Annotated in this window: 9 protein-coding genes; 1 reads left to right on the forward strand and 8 read right to left on the reverse strand. The window is 54.5% G+C overall.

Annotated features, from left to right (window positions below):
• Positions 1–595 precede the first annotated feature (595 nt).
• Entirely contained in the window at positions 596–1,012 is a 417-nt protein-coding gene (gene mobI / locus FE848_RS12570) for a conjugative transfer protein MobI(A/C) (protein ID WP_320159516.1), read from the forward strand.
• A gap of 60 nt (positions 1,013–1,072) precedes the next feature.
• On the opposite strand, the gene FE848_RS12575 is transcribed toward mobI, so the two are convergent.
• The 8 genes from FE848_RS12575 to FE848_RS12610 are packed head-to-tail and all read right to left on the reverse strand — an operon-like array spanning position 1,073 to position 17,597.
• Positions 1,073–3,928 (reverse strand): ATP-binding protein, encoded by a 2,856-nt coding sequence (locus FE848_RS12575; protein ID WP_200203476.1) that lies wholly within the window; start codon positions 3,926–3,928, stop codon positions 1,073–1,075.
• The gene (locus tag FE848_RS12580; RefSeq protein WP_200203478.1) at positions 3,925–5,196 is read right to left on the reverse strand and encodes an ATP-binding protein; all 1,272 of its coding nucleotides are present in this window, start codon (positions 5,194–5,196) and stop codon (positions 3,925–3,927) included. Before FE848_RS12580 ends, FE848_RS12575 begins: the two co-directional genes overlap by 4 nt.
• A gap of 1 nt (position 5,197) precedes the next feature.
• Positions 5,198–8,002, reverse strand: coding sequence for a TrlF family AAA-like ATPase (locus tag FE848_RS12585; protein WP_200203481.1), 2,805 nt, complete (start codon positions 8,000–8,002; stop codon positions 5,198–5,200).
• 11 nt (positions 8,003–8,013) lie between these two features.
• Positions 8,014–10,911 carry a DUF1156 domain-containing protein gene (locus FE848_RS12590; RefSeq protein WP_200203483.1) on the reverse strand — a complete coding sequence of 966 codons (2,898 nt, stop codon included), beginning with the start codon at positions 10,909–10,911 and terminating at the stop codon, positions 8,014–8,016.
• A complete protein-coding gene (locus tag FE848_RS12595) occupies positions 10,911–11,900 on the reverse strand; it encodes a ParA family protein (RefSeq protein WP_200203485.1) in 990 nt (329 codons plus the stop codon). The genes FE848_RS12590 and FE848_RS12595 overlap by 1 nt, the downstream gene beginning before the upstream one ends.
• Entirely contained in the window at positions 11,897–13,081 is a 1,185-nt protein-coding gene (locus tag FE848_RS12600; RefSeq protein ID WP_200203487.1) for an ATP-binding protein, read from the reverse strand. Before FE848_RS12600 ends, FE848_RS12595 begins: the two co-directional genes overlap by 4 nt.
• Positions 13,078–16,650 (reverse strand): helicase-related protein, encoded by a 3,573-nt coding sequence (locus FE848_RS12605; protein WP_200203489.1) that lies wholly within the window; start codon positions 16,648–16,650, stop codon positions 13,078–13,080. Before FE848_RS12605 ends, FE848_RS12600 begins: the two co-directional genes overlap by 4 nt.
• A complete protein-coding gene (locus FE848_RS12610) occupies positions 16,647–17,597 on the reverse strand; it encodes a helix-turn-helix transcriptional regulator (protein ID WP_200203492.1) in 951 nt (316 codons plus the stop codon). The genes FE848_RS12605 and FE848_RS12610 overlap by 4 nt, the downstream gene beginning before the upstream one ends.
• Positions 17,598–17,802: the final 205 nt, after the last annotated feature.

Below are 17,802 nucleotides of genomic sequence, written 5' to 3' on the forward strand. Positions count from 1 at the left end.
GAGACCCGGTAAACCTGCCACATGCTCCCGAATCGTAAACAACCTTCGAAAGGTCCTTTCCAAGCCCCTTTGCGTTAACCGATGTGGTTGAGGAATCGTTCCACAGCCATGGGGGGATGTGTGGCCCATGCTAAATAGTGGTGAGTAAAGGCCTGGTCGCGGCGGGTAGCTCAAGGTCCCAAATGAATTAAGGTAATCCGGCACTCAAAGCCCAGGCGGCCAATGGCGAGCCGTATGGGAGCGAATCGAGAAAGTCCCAAATCAGATAGTTATGTGGAAAGGAACTGGTAAGTCCCTTGGCAACGGAAGACGTTTTTTCATTTAAATGCTTGTTGCGCCCGAAAAAGGCAAAAGCACGGCCCATCAAAATGACCAAGTCCGGTTAGCATCATTCATGCGTTCAGACCGAGAGGAGTAAGCAAATGACGCGAATGAACAAACGGCAAGTGGTCGAACAGTGGTGTAAGGTAAGTCGGTTAGAAGGGGTTGACCACACACGTGGCACGCAGGCCGCGATTAAGCAATCTAAAGCATTTTTGAAGACGCTTATGTTGAGCAAGCCAGGTACCGATACATCGCCCAGCGCATCTGCGATGTGCATTGGGAGCACAATATTGCCCACCGGACGGACCAGACGGAGGGTTACCCGGGCCATCATGGCTGCCGGGTAAGGCTAAGGGGAAGAAAACTGGAACTGTCCTGGTTTTACAATTCATTCGTGCTAAAGAAAAACGGAACCGGATACGCCGTTTACAGCGAACATATTTCTAAACAAGGTCGGTACCGCCATTTCAAGTCGGCATTCGTGCGTGCCCAGAACTGGGAAAAACCCGTCATTGCAGATATCGAAGATGGTTTTGAACTGATTCGCAGGCTCAACGCTAATCTGACGCAACTCAGGAGAACACTGAAATCCAGTACCCACCTAGTGGCTGAACTGGAGGCCTATCTGGAGGAAACACTGGCCCCGCTTGCCAGGACAGTCGAAACTGAGGACACCTCGAAAAAATAAGGTCAGGATGACACGAAGGCCGCAACCGAGCGCAAGTGACGGCCTTCATGAGCTGCTCAATCAGTCCTCTTCGAATTCAGAAGAGCTGAACTTAAGTACATTGCAGTTTTCCTTGATGGTTCGCTGCAATGACTCGTCGAAACCATCTTTCTTCTTGGCTTCGATTTCGACCGAGATTGTCACCTCAACACCCAGTTGCGCAGTGAACTGCTGAACCACTTCATCCACAATGGTGGCAAAATCCATTTTTGCCTTAACGGGGTCGAGCGCGGTGGTCCCGTAAAAGTGGGTTTTTACCGCGTCGGAGCCGGTGGCGCCAGTACTCCCATTGTCATCAACAACGCTAGGTGGAGTACAGACAGGAACGCCACCACCGGTTTGTATGCCGCCGCTTCCGCCTGCACTGCCTGTGTTGCTCCCCGTGTCTTCTCCAGGCTGAGGCTGTTGCGCCTGACGTTGCTTCTCAGCATAGGAAGCTGCTGCCTCACGCTCTATCAGTAGCGATGAATCGTCCAACGGGGCAATTGATCCTCGTCCGAAGCTAAAGCCCAGGTAGCGATCCCCTTCCTTTCCGGAGGCGTACGCAAAATAATCTTCGGTTTCCACACCCTGGCTAATGGCGTTGCGAAACACGTGATCGCTGACCAATCGGGGCAGGTAGAGATAGTGACAGCTATCTTGCCAGACTTTCAGCGCACTGACTTCTGTCACACAGTCCTTCAGGTACCAGTCATTGAGCACCTTGCGTAGGTGAATCGGCGACCATTCGTAGACCAGCCACTCTTCTTCTCGCAGTGTATCTTCAATACTTTGAATGAGATTCGGAGCGGTCGGCGGAATAGACACCACTTCCCAGTTCAACTCGGGGCGTCCCTTCACAAAGTTTTCAACAGGAGCCAGCAGCCATTTCCAGGTTTCGCGGATGAGCTGGGTAAGCGATTGCTCTGCTCCGTCACGATTGCGCTTGGCCTGGTTCAGATGCGACAGATCCTGATTGAGCGTACCGCTTTCAATATCTACCACGATTGAACGCCAGGCGAGGAAGATCCGGCCCTGTTCCTTCAGGCGGCTGACCACGTCAAAGTCGGGTGCCAGGAAGATCAGGCGGTTTTGCTTCTGGCGGGGTTGCTCGCCACGGTTGCGCAGAATTTTTTCCGCCTCGCCAAAGGCCTGGTTGGTGTCAGTGCGGCTATAACCAGCCTGAGCGGGCAATACCACCAAGCGAGGGCCTGAGCCGTAGTCATCGGGCACATCCACGGACGGCGTGAATACATGGATGCCGCCGAAGTGGTGATTTCTCCCGAACGAACGATGCACGCGTTCTTTCAACAGGGGAATCAGATCGTCGCGCTCATTGATGTTTTGTTTGCGGCTTTCCATCTCTCGGCGCAGGTTGGGCTTGGTGTCCAGCCAATAGCGGTCCTGCTCGGCGTACAGGTAGTGCAAACGGTCCCGTAGCCGCTTGAGTACATCCTCAAACACACCGATAGTTTGTCCCGGCTGCACAGTGCCCAGTAAAACCCGCTCGGCCTGTATGCCGCGTATCATTTGTTCCTGGCTGGAAGGGGCGCTGCCCAGAAAAATACTGCGTGCAGTACGCCGGGCGGCCTGGACTCCACCGAACAAGGTATGGTGGCCGTCAATGTCAGCGGGGATAGAACGCGGGCCATCCACTTCTTTTTCAATAACCGGCTCCCAGCCTTGGGGCAGATAGTGAATGCTCTTGTTGCGCACATTGGTGTCTTCCAGTGGCAACGAGCCAGGCATGATAAGCGCGTCCCGGTTATCGGAGTTCCAAAGGCGATGAATCACAATGGCCATGTACTGGAGCACACCACGGGTTCGCTGAAACTTGTCCAGAGTGGACCAGTCTTCATAAAGTCTATCGAACACCTCAGGGTGAATCGGATATGAAGAGCACAGTCGCTCAAAGTATTCGTTGGATTGGGTCTCCACCGGAAACTTGTCGGCGTGCTGCCGGTAGAAGTCTGAAAACTGTCGACTGATGCCTTCGATCTCGGCTCGCTCACCAGAACTCTCGAATAATCGGCGGCGAACAATCTCGAAGGCCTCACGAGAGCCCACCGGCTTCCAAACAGACTCCACACGGGCAAAATACGTTTCCAGCGACTCCAGAGCACGCTGACCCATGGTACCGCCCACCTCCAGCTCAGATTCGGGCAGAGAGGCAAGCAGAATTGCATTGGGTACGGCCTTGAGTGCCTCCGTAAGTCCTTGAATAAAACTGATGTTGCTATCAAAAGTGCCGGCTTTATATTGCTTGCCCAGCTCCAGCTGTCGGGTAAACGCCACCAGTTCGTCGATCAGAATGACGCAGGGCGCGGCGCGGCTTAATAGTTCTTTCAGCACGTCCTTGCCCGGTGAGGTCCCGTCGGTGTCACTGTCGGCGACCAGGGCAAACCCTTCCTCGCCGAGCAACTGCCAGGCCAGTTCGCCCCAAATTGTATTGACAGTTATAGAGCCGTAGGTGCGGGCCTGGCTGGGCGACAGGCGAATACCATCGATCACCGCTATACGCGCTCGGGGTAACTCGCTGATGCCAGCTTCATCCAGCACTGGGGGAATGCCCATCAGTTTGTCGGTGCTGACTTCACGGCTGGCCAGGTGGTAAACGGCCAGCATGGTGTGCGTTTTGCCGCCACCGAATGCCGTTTGAAGCTGAATGACTGGATCACCACCATGACCTGCCAGACGCTGGGCCACGGAGATCAGCAAAAGGCGCATCCCTTCAGTAATATAGGTCCGAGAGAAAAACTTCTCGGCATTCTGATACTCATCAGGTGCGGTTCCACCGGCTACCTGCGAGATGTCGGCTGCGAATTCAGACTGTTTAAAAGAGCCTTCCAGAACATCTTTATGAGGTTGGGCGATTTCGCGCCAGGGTTTCAGGCTCATAGCTCGCTCTCCATCTGTGCACTGTATATCGTCAGCTTCAGCTCACTCTCGTCATTAAGCTGATATTCCGGGCGTCTTCCGGATAAGCGCTCACTGATTTCAAGAATAATGGGGACACCCTCACCACGTTTATCCATGATGTGTTGTCGGTGTGATGACAAGGTGTCATCGTCGATAGGGCAGCGAGCTAATAGGCTGGTAAGCGCCTCATTTCGTGCGGCCTGACGGAATGGCAAACTCTCAGGCGTCATGGTATTGGGCAGCATACCGGGTGAGTAAAGCTCCAGCCGGTCATCGAACAAGCGAAGCCGTATTTTGGCACCGCCCATTGAGTAATCCCGGTGGGCGACGGCGTTGGTAACCGCTTCAAAGATGGCGAGGAGATCGAACTGGGGCAAATCTTCACGTCCGCCCTCAGCGCGCTTTCGAGCCGCAACCCGCATGTTCTTGCGCACAAAAGCGCAGGCACCCAGTATTTGCTGGTCCAGTGGCCCCGTGATGTCTTGAGCATCCCGCTGATAAGCCTTTTCGGCTTCAGGCAGGGCGTGTGTGCCTTGATAAGCCACAGCCTGAATAAAAGCCCCCGGCAAAAAACGTTGCGGTTCATGGCTAGCCATCAGCAATCCCGCAACGGTGGGCCGCCATACTTCCTGATCATCACGAGCGGCCATCGCCAGCTTATCCAGCACAGTCTCGGGCGCGTTGTGGTGTTGCGCCGGTACAAACCGCTTCCAAAGGACTTCATCCAGGTCCGCCATTGCTGCTTTGGTCACCGGTGTCTCGTCGAAACGGATCAGGCGGGACTGGCTGCGTTGCTGAAACAGTCGCGCAAGTTGGTCCGGTGGAATCGGACGTTTCGAGGACCCCACTCGCTGCATATAGCCGCAGGGGCTCTGATGCACGAATAGGCTGCGAGAAATATCAATACGAATAACAGGCTGTTCGCTACCGCCAGTATCCGGCAACGTCATGCGTTCAATAATAGGAGCCAAGGGTGGCTTGATGGATTGTTCGCATGCTTCACGCACCAACGTTTCCACAGCATCCAGCCGTTCCAGTGGAATGCCTACAACTTCACGGCTTCTGTCCTCAACGCCGAGCATCACCACACCGCCGGCGCTGTTCGCAAAGGCTGCCATTTCGTCGGCAAGATCTGCCTGCGAAGGCCCCCGGATTTTGTCGCCCGCAAACCGGACCTCTTTAAGCTCAAGAAAGCCGTCTTCGCCCAGCCGGATTTTTTCAAGCAATTCGCTACGTGTACCAAACATACTAAAACTCCGCTCCTAATCGCTTCCAGCGCCGGGAAAAAGCCTCGTGCCCCCCTTCCATCACCCTGCATACCTCATTGCGCAGTTCGGTCTCCTGGAGAGCACCGCTTTGCTGCACGTAACACTGCCCGCGCCCAAATTCCATCACATGCACCAGTTCGGCATCGCCATTTACAACTACGTTGGGATTGTGGGTGATAATAATGAGCTGGCGCCGCAGCTTGTTTTCACGGATCTGCCGCACGATCAGGTCATAGATCAGGTGGTTGTCGAGGTCATCTTCGGGCTGGTCGAGCACAATGGGTTCCTCACCAAACGCCAGCAGAAACGCCAGTAATGCTGCTGATCGCTGGCCCTGCGAACCCGTCTGAATATCATGCCAATTATTCTCACGCTTATACTGAATACGCAGATCGTCTTCTGGAGCCCAGCCCAGAATATGATCTGCAAATTCTGATTTTTCATGCTTACGTTGCAGATAGTTGCGGAAGCGCCCACCCAGGCTGTCGTGGGTATCAAGCAGTTTTCGCTTGAGCGTTTTCAGCGCCGCCGATTTTTCCGATTCACTGGCCTGAGCTAATTCAAGGGCCATCCCTTCGGTAGCATCGTCATTGAGAATGTCGTCTGCAAAACGATCATCCATGACGTCTATCAGTTCGCGCAGTTCACGCTCTGTTTGCTTGGGGTCGTAGCCAAAAGGCACGACAGTGATACGCACATGGTCATTATTAGCTAGCGCCTGCTGAATGAAGCCTTTTCGCGCTTGGGTAACCTCCTGCCGCCTCTGACCTATCAGCGTTCGTTGCGTACTAATCTGCCGCTCCAGCTCCTCACGGTCGCTACGCATTTTCGTGAAAGCCTTGCACTGCGATTCAAGTTGCTGCTTCTCGTGCGTCAATCGGGCAAAAGCTTGTGGATCGCTAACACCCTGGGCTGCGAGTTTCTGCTGTAATTCTGTATGTGCTTGCTGCGTAGCCTGAACACGTGCGGTCCATTGCGAATAGCGTGGGTCTTTCTCAACGGACTCAACAATGGCACTGACCTTTTTTGCCTGCTCCTGCAACCCAGTGCGAACCTGTACGATCTGGGCGTCAATTTCCTTGCGCAGAGCCAGGATATCCGTGTCCTGCTCTGTGAAGTATTGCGTCGGCCAATCATCCAGTATGATTTGCTCGGCCAGCGCGGAGATACGGCCTGCGTCATCCTGCAACTGCTCGAACAGGGTTTTTACCTCCCGGGACTGGTGTTGCGATTGACCATAAGCCTTTAGTACGGAAGCCTGGTCCGTCTGCGACAGAGCGGCCAACTTCTTGCTGGTTTCCTCCAGCTTGCGTTTAACCTCAGGCTCTCCGGCGAGTTTGCCATCCAACTCGCGCAGCCGGGCGCGTTGGGTAAAGAAGGTGCGTTTTGCCTCCTCAAAGGCCTGCTTCAAAGGCTCCACATCGGCGGCTTCATCAATAATCGACAATAAGGTTTGCCGACCACTTCCGGCCATTGCCGCTATTTGCCCCTGGGAGAAAATGCGCAATGGAAAGCGTGCCGCGTTCACGCTCTGGCTACTTGATGCTTGCCATTGGTCGCCATCCTTTTCCTCAACGACAACGCCCTCGCCATCGGCACGCCACCGCAAACGTAACTGGGCCTCATCGTGCTTCCATTCCACACGAATTTCGGTGTTGTCCCGCAACGCACCTTTGTCATCGCGCCCTTTGGCAGTTTTGCGAAAATCGTCAAACTGGGCACGGGGTTCGCTATCCGGCCCGAGTTGCGTTAATTCCTGTTCGCGACGTGCAGCCAGGCGTAAGGCATGCACCACGCTGGATTTTCCCGTACCCCGGCCACCCACAATGGCATTGAAAAAAGGCGAGCATTCAAGTCGTGCGATCCGGCCATTGCCAATATAGCGGCCCCCTTCAATGTCGATGGCCGTAATCGCATGGGGCGGCACCCGGTACGGGTCAAAATCTCCCTCATCGCTGCGTCGAATCGACACACCATTGCCATCAAGCAGTGCCAGACGCAGGCCTTCGAGGGTGGGGCTAGCCATTTTGACCCAGGTGAACCGGCTACCCGGCACCGCACTGCCCTGAAAGCTGTGGCAATCACTACCCAGCACTTTCGCTAACCGTGACTCCTCTTTCGCCACACACTCGGGAAATGATTTTTCATCGTCACACCACTCCACAGCCAACAAACCTTCGACAGCAAGTGAGTGCTTTATTGCTCCGTTGTCCTGCACTGGCCCAGCAGAACCTTCGCGACACTGCAAAAGGCCTTTACCGTTGTCAGCGTGTGCGGGGATTGGTATTCCTCCGTGCCGTAGGATCTCCTCGATGACGCACACAACAGATTCACGGGTTACCGCTGCTTCGTCGACGCTATCAGTAGCGCCATGCAGGTGGGAAGGAAAGCCAGTCGCTCCCAACAAACTGCTAATGGTGGATGTGGTCGCTGACGGATCAAAAATTGCCAGAATGTGTACGCCACTATTCGCCGAAATTTCAACACCGGGAAATAATGTCAGTTCACGAAACCCTTCGGGTGGTTCTCCCTGAACCGCTTGACCCTTCATCTGTGCGTAGGCGGTTTTCAGCGTATCAATCCAGGCCCCAGAGTTATGGTCTGTAACGGCGACGCAATCGATCCCGGCCGCCATATACTTTAGCAACCAAGCTTCGGCGGTTAACTCATCGGGTGTTCCGATAGCTTTCTGCCACGCACTTGTGTCCTTCGAGGCCGGTGTATGGGTGTGAAAATCAAATTTCCACCAACGCGAGCCAGGATAGGGCCAATCAGTGTTTGTCATGGAATACCTCCTCAAAAGTCCAGACCGCGCTGTTCATTTTTGTGCCCCACATCATGGGAGGCGGCGACGATGGCGTGCCAGGAGCCGATCAGTTCGTTGTAGGCGCGGGCTTCTTCGGCCCACTTCTTGCGCTCGCACAGGGTATAAAGGTGGTAGGCCAGTTGGCGGATGGCTTCGCCTTTTTCCGGCATTTTGGCCAGCAATTCACCGGCAGCGGATTCGCCTTGGTTGTTCAGACGGCGGATCATTTGATGGCAGGCTTCCCACACGGGCGTTCTGGCGTCCTTTGTGGGGTCCCAGTCGGATTCGTACTCGGACCATTTCAGTAGACGTACTTTGCCGCCCCCAGATTCGGCTACACCAGCGGCTTTGACGCCATCCACGCTGGTGCCCTTGGCACGGGCGAGGGTATCCGCTTCGCCGAACTGGCCATGGCTCCAACCGTGCTGCTCAAACCAACTGGAGCAGAACTGAGTATCGGCATCGAAACTGCCGGAATTCGGGCTTAGGTACTCGGTGATGGCGCGGTTGATCAGTACCAGGGCATCGTGAACGCTCATACGGGTCCCGTCTTGGTTGAGCACTGCTTCGTACTTAGAGTAGATGGCCATGCCGGGGCCGATAGCGGCCTGGGCCAAGTCCACCGGGGCGATGGGTGTTTGACCGGTTTGGCCACCGATCATGGTTTCCAACGCTTCCGGCATCTCTTCCCGTAGTTGGCGCTGGAAGTCACGGCGAGAGATAGACTCCGCGTTGGTTTCACGTTTGCGGCAGACCAAAACAATGGAGGAGGCCAGCGCGTTGGTTCCTGAGCCAATCATACGGTTGGCCATTTCAGTACGCATGGGCCAAGTGCCGTCGATCGAAAAACCGGCCTGAATGACGGCTTCTAGGAAGGTTACCCAACCCGTGCTGGTCGTACTGCCTTCCTTGGTTTCGGACTGCTTAAAGGCGTAATAGATCGACACTGGAAAGGCGGGATGCGCCTGCACAGCCAGATTATGGATAGCGCGCGTCATGCCATCCATAAAGAAGGTTTCGGCTTTCTCTTTACTGCCATGACGATAGGGCGTAGCGACCAGTTCTTCTGCCTTAGGAACGGCCATAGTGCCGAACAGAGACGGATAAATGTTTCTTAACGAACGACGCATCCAGACATAGAAAAAATCGGACAAGTCTGCATAGCCGATGTTGTCATAATAGGGGGGGTCTGATGAAATCACCTTTGCCTGACTGATATTTTGAGCTGCTGCATCCTGCTGCAAAGCAAACCCTTCAGTTTGAGCCTGCATTGACCTCACGACATCAAAAGACCAATCAATACCTCCGATAAAGTTTCCGGTAGAGTGAGACAAGGGGTTCGGCTCAGCAAAATCCCACGTCATTGGTATTGCCTGACGGCCAAACGTGTTTCGAGTACTACTCCTGGATGAATCCCACGAACATATAGTTGATCCTCGGTCAGCCATTTTATTAATTGCAAATGTAACGTAAGTAGCAACCGCCTCCCCATAAGCCGTAGCCCCTGAGCCGCCTTGGGCCAGGCCTTGGCCGTCATCCGGCAGGCCGGCTGCTTTAGCATCGACAATGGCTTTTTCGCGGGCTTCCTGCACCAGATCGGAGAAAGTGGTCAACGCCACCAGTTGGCGGGGGGTGAAGAGATCACCATAGGTTCTCAGCCCGTACGGGATGGTCCAAAAGTTTCTTGGGTCGTCCGGCAAGCTGGTTTCCGGCTTCCACTCTGGATTAGCGCTTTTCGCGATTGTCTCCGCCTCTTGAGCTGGCGATAAATAAACGCGCCCGCGCTTGCCTTCGGCTACAACAGCCATCAAGCGAGCCCCTAAGCGGCCCGCTTCACCCTCACCCTTGATATGCGGGCCTGAAATCGGTGTACCTGACATCAAACAGGTGAAGTTCGCCCCTCTCGCTGCTTTGGTTCCTTGCTTTGCCTCTGCAGGTGGAGCACCAATCTTGATTTCAAATCGGTACTGATCGCCATCGACAACCGGTTCCACATAAGCCTCTTTGCCCTTTTTGCTGGACAGCACAAAACTGGAAGCCAGTGGCACCTCTACATGACGATACGCCGGGTTAGGGCTTTTGACGGTCCTGGCCCAAAGCCAGGCAATTACGGTCAGTTCCTGACTTTTGTACTGCTTCAGATCGGGCCGCTCGGCGACCATCTCCGAGGTGATCTTGACCTTGGGATAGAGGTGCCCAATGCGCTTAAAGGCCTCTTCGCGCATCCAGTGGCCATAGCGGCGCACGTCTTCAGCCAGGCCCTTGGCACCGGCCCAGTCTTCCATCATGTTCTGCTGATTTTCGCCGTCCGGCAGCGGACCAACTGGCGCTTGGCCTGCAAATTTGGGCGGGGTTTCGATCATGGCTTTGTTGATCATCACCGCGACCGGATTCAGGTCGCTGGCATAGCTTTCCAGCCCCAGGCGCTGGGCTTCCAGCGGAATGGCACCACCACCGGCAAAGGGATCATGGAAGGCGGGTAGTTTCTCTGGATCAAATAGATCGCCCGCCTGCGGATGATGGCGGTTCAGGTGGCAAGTTTCCCGCCAGCTCTCCCAGATGGCTTTCCGAGCACGGCCAAGCACATCTTCGTTGTTGGTGTTTTCCCACTTCACCAGATCACGGATGATCTGGAACAGCTTCTCCCGCTTGATCTCCGCCTCTTTTTTGTTCACCCCATAACCCAACTCGCGCTGATAGCCGGGGTCATTCACCAATTGTGCAAACAACACCGCCCGCGCAGCAGCTAAAGGCCGGCGCGCCCACCACAGGTGCAGAGTGCTGGGGTGGCCGTGGCGGATGGATTTCTCGCGAGCGGCGGCGACGTTAATGTCGTCCAGGGGCAGCGCCACTTCGATAAGCTTTTTGGGGGATTTAATTTGCGGCATTAAGACACCTGAATTCCGGCATGGCTGGCTACCTGTTGAGCCAGTTTGAAAAAGTCCTGATAGCAGCTTCTCACCGCCTCCACATGGGCACCGATAGCGCCATCAGCAGGCTTCAGGAAGAACATGGGTTTGTTGGCTTCCATGGCGAGCGGCATGAGGCTGCGGTAGTGTTTGAGTTGCGCGAGATTAAATGGGTCATCTGCGACAGAAGGCGTCTCTGTCGGTTGTTCATTCAAGACAGCCTCCCGGTAAACGGACGGAATTCGATCCATCCAGCGCATATAAGCTTTAACGGGGCGGTTATCGCGAATGCCGTGTTGCATAACAACATAGCCTGAAGGCATCATTTTTCCCGATGGCATCGAAATACCTGCGGTATCAGGCAGCTCGCCTAACCGTTTTTGCCAGCCTTTGCGCCAGTCGCGCAAGGTTGGGCCAAGGTTTTTCAAACCTTGCAGGGAGAATAGATCCGGGGCAAGGGGAAGCACGACTTGCTCAGAGGCAATCAATGCTGAGCGGTTGATGGCACCCAGGTTAGGGCCAACGTCAATCAGAACCAATTCGGCCTGCATGTTCTGAGTGGCTAGTTCAATGATGCGATGGAACGCCGTGATGACACGGAAGGCCGCCTCCTGACCATCAAGGCACTTTGGCCAGTTCTCGGAGAGCAAGTCTTCAAAGCGGGATAGCGCAAGATTTCCGCACACCAGGCCGAGCTTTTCTTCAATTTTTTCGACGTGGGGCGGTACGATATCCCCGGTGCGGTTCATCAGTGGAAGAAGGCTGTCATAGAGAGTGGAGGGTTCGCCATTTTCCCATAACTCAGCAAGCCGCTCTTCATCCAGAAACATGGCACTCAAGTTGGCTTGTGGGTCCAGGTCAATAGCCAGTGTGCGTATGCCTCTGTCGGCATACATCCAGGCAAGGTGGTAAACCAGCGATGTTTTGCCGACGCCACCTTTGTTGTTAAAGAAGGCTATGGTTTTCATGTGGCTCTCCCCGGCAATACGGCCAAAAAGGTTCTGTCGTCCATTTCAAAGTGGATAGGGTCACTGCCGTTTTTCTCCATGGCGGATTTGGCGCGCTGTATGCCGTAGCCATAACGGTTAACGTAGCCCAGGGCTTTCATCGCTTCGGCCAACACCGGGTTTCGGTAGCTGCTCCGGCGCTCTAGTGTGTCTGGTGTGACCTCACCATATAGACCGCCAGGACTATGAATTTCGATGCGATCGGTGAACCAGTAGAGTTTGATGGGAGTGTTGGATTGGTAATCCCGGTGCATGACGGCATTAAGCAAAATTTCACGGATGGCGACATCGGGATAATCCGAGACGTTCTTCTCGCGCAAGGCGGAGGTCTGCTCCAGCCACGTCTGGTTGTTTGCTTTGATACGAGCATCCAGTTCACGTAGTACGCCCAATAGATCGCCGGAAATCTCTGCCTGATCATCTGGACGGTCGGTAAGTGAATCTCCGGGGAGTTTTAAGTATTGAATATATGCGCCAGGGAGGTAATAGCGGGGGTTTTTACCAAACAGTAGCAGCCCCGATACAGTCGGCACATGGTTCCGATTGTCGAAAAACCGCAGAGAGGCTAATTGGTCGTCAACGGACCGATGGTTTGCGGCAATCACTTCAGCATCCACGACTTCCTGACGGTATGCCTGAAACTGAGCCAGGGATAAATCGTCAAGGTTAGCCTCACCAACGGGGCTGGCATCGTAGCTGCGAGCCTTGGAAATTCTCTTTTCCGTAAGTATTCGCTCTTCCTGCTCGCTGGCGGTGGCTTTACGGGGACCAACTCTAATCCACACCTGGCCCTTGTAGCGGAGCGGTGGGAGGTCTGAAGGCTGAACTTCCACCACGGCCACGTCGCCGCTATCGAGATAAATTTTTGCCACACTAATGACGGGTAGTGGCTGGATATTGCCATCTGAACGTAGAGCACCCAGCTTTTCCAACAATTGCTCAGTGACGTCAATGCCAGTGGGTTGGCCGTGCTTATCCACACCGATGACCAGGTAGCCGGGCTGCTTGTGGTTTGGCAGGTCATTTGCGAAAGCGCAAACGGCCTGACAGAACTTGTCGGTTTTGTTCGTTGATTCGGTGCGCTCAATACGATCACTTTCCAGATCTGCCATAAGGGCAATGAGTTCTTGCTGGGTAATCATTGAGGGTTATCTCCTGTGATCGTCTTGGATAGCAGGTATTTGAGTTCGTAATTCACCGAAGGCACGCCAAAATCCGGTTCGGTTGTAAAGGGATTCTGCACGTAAAACGGGCCTTCGTGGCTGTTGCCGTCAACGATAACGATAGCGAGCCAGAACTTGTCCGCTTGGTTGAGGCCGTAGATTATCTCGTTGCGCGAGACAGTAATGGTGCTTTGTCCTTTGGCGCGGCCTTTGACTTCGATATGTCGGTCAGGCAGTAGCGAGCCGTCCGGATTCGCTGGAAGCCTGGCCGTAATGTCCCAGCCGCATTTCTCGGCTGAGACATCCTTGACTGTGTGTCCCAGTGCCCGCTCATGATCTGTAACGGCCTTCATGGCCACCTGTTCAATGCGAGCGCGGGCCTGCGCATCGGCGGTAAAGGTGGTTTCGCCCTTGCGCATGGCCAACAAGCCCTGGGGGATAACCAAAGCACCGCCGATTACGACCGGGGTGCTGGAGACCACGCTTTTCATGGCTTCCAGTTCCCGCTTGCGCTGGTTCAGGCGCTCGGTCAGCTCATCCACCCGGCGGCGGGCCATCTCTGGCTGCATGCGGGGCTGTTTGCCTGCGGTTACATCGTCGGTGAGTTTGATGTAGCGATCAGACCAGTAGCTGATTTCCTTAACCAGCCGCTCGTGTACGGCGGCCAGCACTTTGTCGGCTTGCCGCTCCCGGCGGGTTTTTACTTCCTGATAGTGCTCCGGCACCAGATGCTGGGAGGCATGATTCAGGGCCAGGCTTTCGAGGTTGCCAGTGACCCAGGGGGCGTTCAGGATGTCTTGAACCAGCTTGTGGTCGTAGTCGTCGATGGGCTGTAAGTCGAGATGAGGCGCCCAGCCGGCATGGGTAGTATTGCCATGCTGATCAATCGCCACAAACTGCAGTCGGCGGGAGGCAACAGTGGACTTACCGCTGTCTTTGTCGCCGCCGTCGCTCATGCTCTCGCGAATGGTGTGATCCACCATAAACAGAATTTTTGGCTCAGTGCTCTCGTCGTTCGGATCTACAAGCACGGCACCCTGCTTGAGTTTGCTGCGGTGCGCCTGAAGAATCAGGTCCGTTGCAGCGTGCATCAGCGGATGACTTGGGTGGATTAAATCGGCCATGGGCTTGCCCGGCACTCGGACCAGCTGCTTTTCAAAACAGATTCTTTCGTACTTTTTCAGTACGGGAGTACGGCTCTCGCCAATAATACGGTCCCGCTCACGTATAGCTGCCGGCACATGGCGGACCTCGTAGCGACCTGCTTCTCTGGGGCGCATTTCTCCGCTCAGTGTCTGAAACGCCTCAGTGAAGAAAGCGCGGATGAAGTAGGGCTGGAGCTTGCGGGCTTCGGCCTTTTCCATCTCTTCCTTTACAGCGTAAAGGTCTTCCAGCGACATGTGCTGCTCGACGAGGGCATTACGGCGCAGGATTTCTTTCAGGTGCTCGGTATCCAGTGCTCCGTCAATCACCTGGTTGAGCTTGTCCTTCACCTCGGGCGACTCGCCATAGCGAATCGCCTCGATGAGCAGATCTTTCAGGGATTTGTTTTCGAAGGCTTCACCAAGAATATCGAAGACCTTGCCGCCCAGGGCCTGTTTTTCGATTTCCAGCTTGTCGAACAGCTTCTGAAATACATCGCCTTCCCGGGTTTCATTGGCGACCAGATTCCACAGATGGCAGACTTCGGTTTGTCCAATTCGGTGAATGCGGCCAAAGCGCTGTTCCAGCCGGTTGGGGTTCCAGGGCAGGTCGTAATTGACCATAAGGCTGGCGTTTTGTAGGTTCACGCCTTCACCGGCAGCATCGGTCGCCACCAATACCAGCACGTCTGGGTTGTTGCGGAACTCTTCCTGCGCTTTGCGCCTGGCGTCGCGGTTGGTACCGCCATGAATGGTGAGCACGGCACCGGGGTCACCCAATAATCCACTGATGCGCTGTACGAGGTAATTCAGTGTGTCTTTGTGTTCGGTAAAGATGATGAGCTTGCGGCGGTTACCGCCGGAGGTGTACATTTCTGGCCGGTCTTGCAGCAGGTGGGAGAGCTCTTCCCATTTTTTGTCATTGCCAGACTGCACCACGGTCATTGCCTGATATTCCAGGTCTTTGAGGATGACGATTTCGGCTTCCAGTTCGGGAATGGTCTCGGCGGCGGTGGCTTGGTCTACGACTTGATCGGCGATGAGTTCGTACTCTTCCGCGCTCAGCTCTTCATCCATCTCGTCTATGTTGTCTGGCACATCGATTTTCTTCGTGACTTGGTACTCGCCAAGGGTTTCCGCCACACCATTCTGGCCAGCTTTTTTAAGCCCTTCGCCCCGTGCAACCAGCTTCATTTCGTCCAAACGGGCTTCCAGACGCTTGCGGCGACGCTTCAGCGACTGATAAATAGCCTCGGGGCTTGACGCCAAACGACGTTGCAGCATGGTCAAAGCGAAGCCAACTGTGCCTTTGCGCTTGCCGTCGAGATTGTCCGCACGGTTCATTTCGTTGCGGACGTAGTTGGTCACTTCGGCATAAAGCTCGGCCTCGGCATCGGACAGCTCATAGTTGGCGGTATAGGCACGCCGCTCCGGGAAGAGCGGAGTGCCATCGAACTTGAGCAGCTCTTCCTTGACCATGCGACGCATCATGTCGGAGACATCGACCTTGTGTGCGCCTTCACGGAATTTGCCGTAGAAGCGGTCGCCATCCAGCAGAGAGAGCCAGATCTGGAAGTCTTCCTCCTTACCGTTGTGGGGCGTTGCGGTCATCAGTAGGAAATGGCGGGTTATGGAACCCAGCATTTCACCGAGTTGGAACCGCTTGGTTTTGTTGACCTTGTTGCCAAAATAATTGGCGGAGAGCTTGTGTGCTTCGTCGACAATGATCAGATCCCACTCGGTATTCTTGAGCTTTTCCTGGAAGTCTTCGTTGCGGGAAAGCTGGTCCAGTCGGCAGATAAGCTGGTTGGCTTCATCAAAGAAGTTGCCGGAGGCACATTGTTCCTGTTTTTCGCGACTGAAAATCTCGAACTGGACGCCAAATTTCTCTAGCAGTTCGTCCTGCCACTGTTCGGTGAGCCCGCCAGGAGAAACGATGAGGATCCGCTTAGCATCCGCACGCATAAGCAGCTCACGAATCAGCAAGCCAGCCATGATGGTTTTACCCGCACCGGGATCGTCTGCCAGTACAAAGCGCAGGGGCTGACGGGGCAGCATGGCCTCATACACTGCTGAAATCTGGTGCGGCAACGGCTCGACGTTGGAGGTATGCACGGCCATCATGGGATCGAACAGTGCGGCCTGGGTGATGCGATAGGCTTCCAGGCCAAGCTTGAAGTCAGCGCCCGGAGCGTCAAAGGCCCAGTGGCGGCCTGCTTCCGCTAGTTCCAGGCGTGCTTCGTCGGAACGGAAAAGCATCTGCTCGTTCAGGCGGCCCTGGCTGTCCTTGTAGTAGATCGTGAGCGCATGCTCACCGACCGGTTCAGTTTGTACCACCCGGACAATTTCGTTGCCTTGTATGCCGCGAATTTGGGCATCTTTTTTGATGTCTTCCAGTTTGATCATTCAACGTCTCCCCATTCCATGGTTGTCAGTACAGCTTCTCCATGACTGCCTGTCGCTGTGTCGGTGGTTCGCTTAAAGCCGGGCGCAATGAGCAGGTTTTCCACCCCATATAACGTCTGATGATTTTTGAGCCAAAGGTGGTATTCGGCACCGTTCAGTTCGTGGTTCTCAGAGCAGTCGATATTCCAGCGACGCAGGACGTAGCCAGCAACGGCAGCGCGGACCTGCACCTTCAATATCCCTTTTTGCATACCGTATTCTTGCTCGATGGTTTCTGGGTGCTTGAGCTGCGGATGAGGGACCAGGTGCATCTCCACAATGCGGTTCCACTGAATATCAGCTTCTTTGCTTTCGTGATTGCCTAGCAGTTTGCCTTTTAGCAGGCGAGGCTTGGTGATGCGGTTAATGACGAAATCGGTAAAGCGCTCCCGTTTGCGGTCAAACGCTCGAACGTGCCATCGCAGGCCGTTGTCCACCAACGCAAAAGGCGATATTTCTCGGCTGGTTAGTCCGCTGGAGAGAGAGCGATACTGAATATGCAGTGCTTTTTTTTGATGAATCGCCTGGCTAACGGTGGCCAGAACATCAAGTTGCGGAGGATTGAGCTGAGTGGGAGATTCCGCTGTAATCAGTGGGCGATGGGTGCCAACATAATCATCTCCCAAGCCCTGGCCAAGCGCGGCTAATACCTGGCTTTGCGAGCAACTGAATAGAGGCGTGAATTCCTGGGATGGATTATAGATTTTAGCTTTGGTGTCGTACTCAAGGTTCTCAGGCGCCAACTCCTTATACAGCGATAAATCTCTGGTTGCCGCAGCCGCCTTGACGCCAAACCGGCTAGCCAAGTCAGCACGGGACACCGTACCGAGGAAACGGAGTTTGAAATCAATATGAAACAGGCGTTCCTTCTGGGCCTGGCTGATGTCTTCCAGTTTGGCCTTGGCCATCTACGCACCTATCAGTGAATGAGGTATAAAGGCATTGCAAAACACACAATGGTAGAAAGTGTGCCATGTCAGACCGTTTTTGGATACAGGTTGTCATCAAAAAGATGCTGAGGTACATTCAGGTTATTGAAAAATAAATAATTATATGTTGTTTTCACATTATTCTGGCTTTTGGAGCTTAACAAGCGCGGGCTGAGGCATCTGA

Origin of the sequence: Marinobacter sp. 1-3A (assembly GCF_016597775.1) — a bacterium.
Classification (GTDB): Bacteria; Pseudomonadota; Gammaproteobacteria; order Pseudomonadales; family Oleiphilaceae; genus Marinobacter; species Marinobacter xiaoshiensis.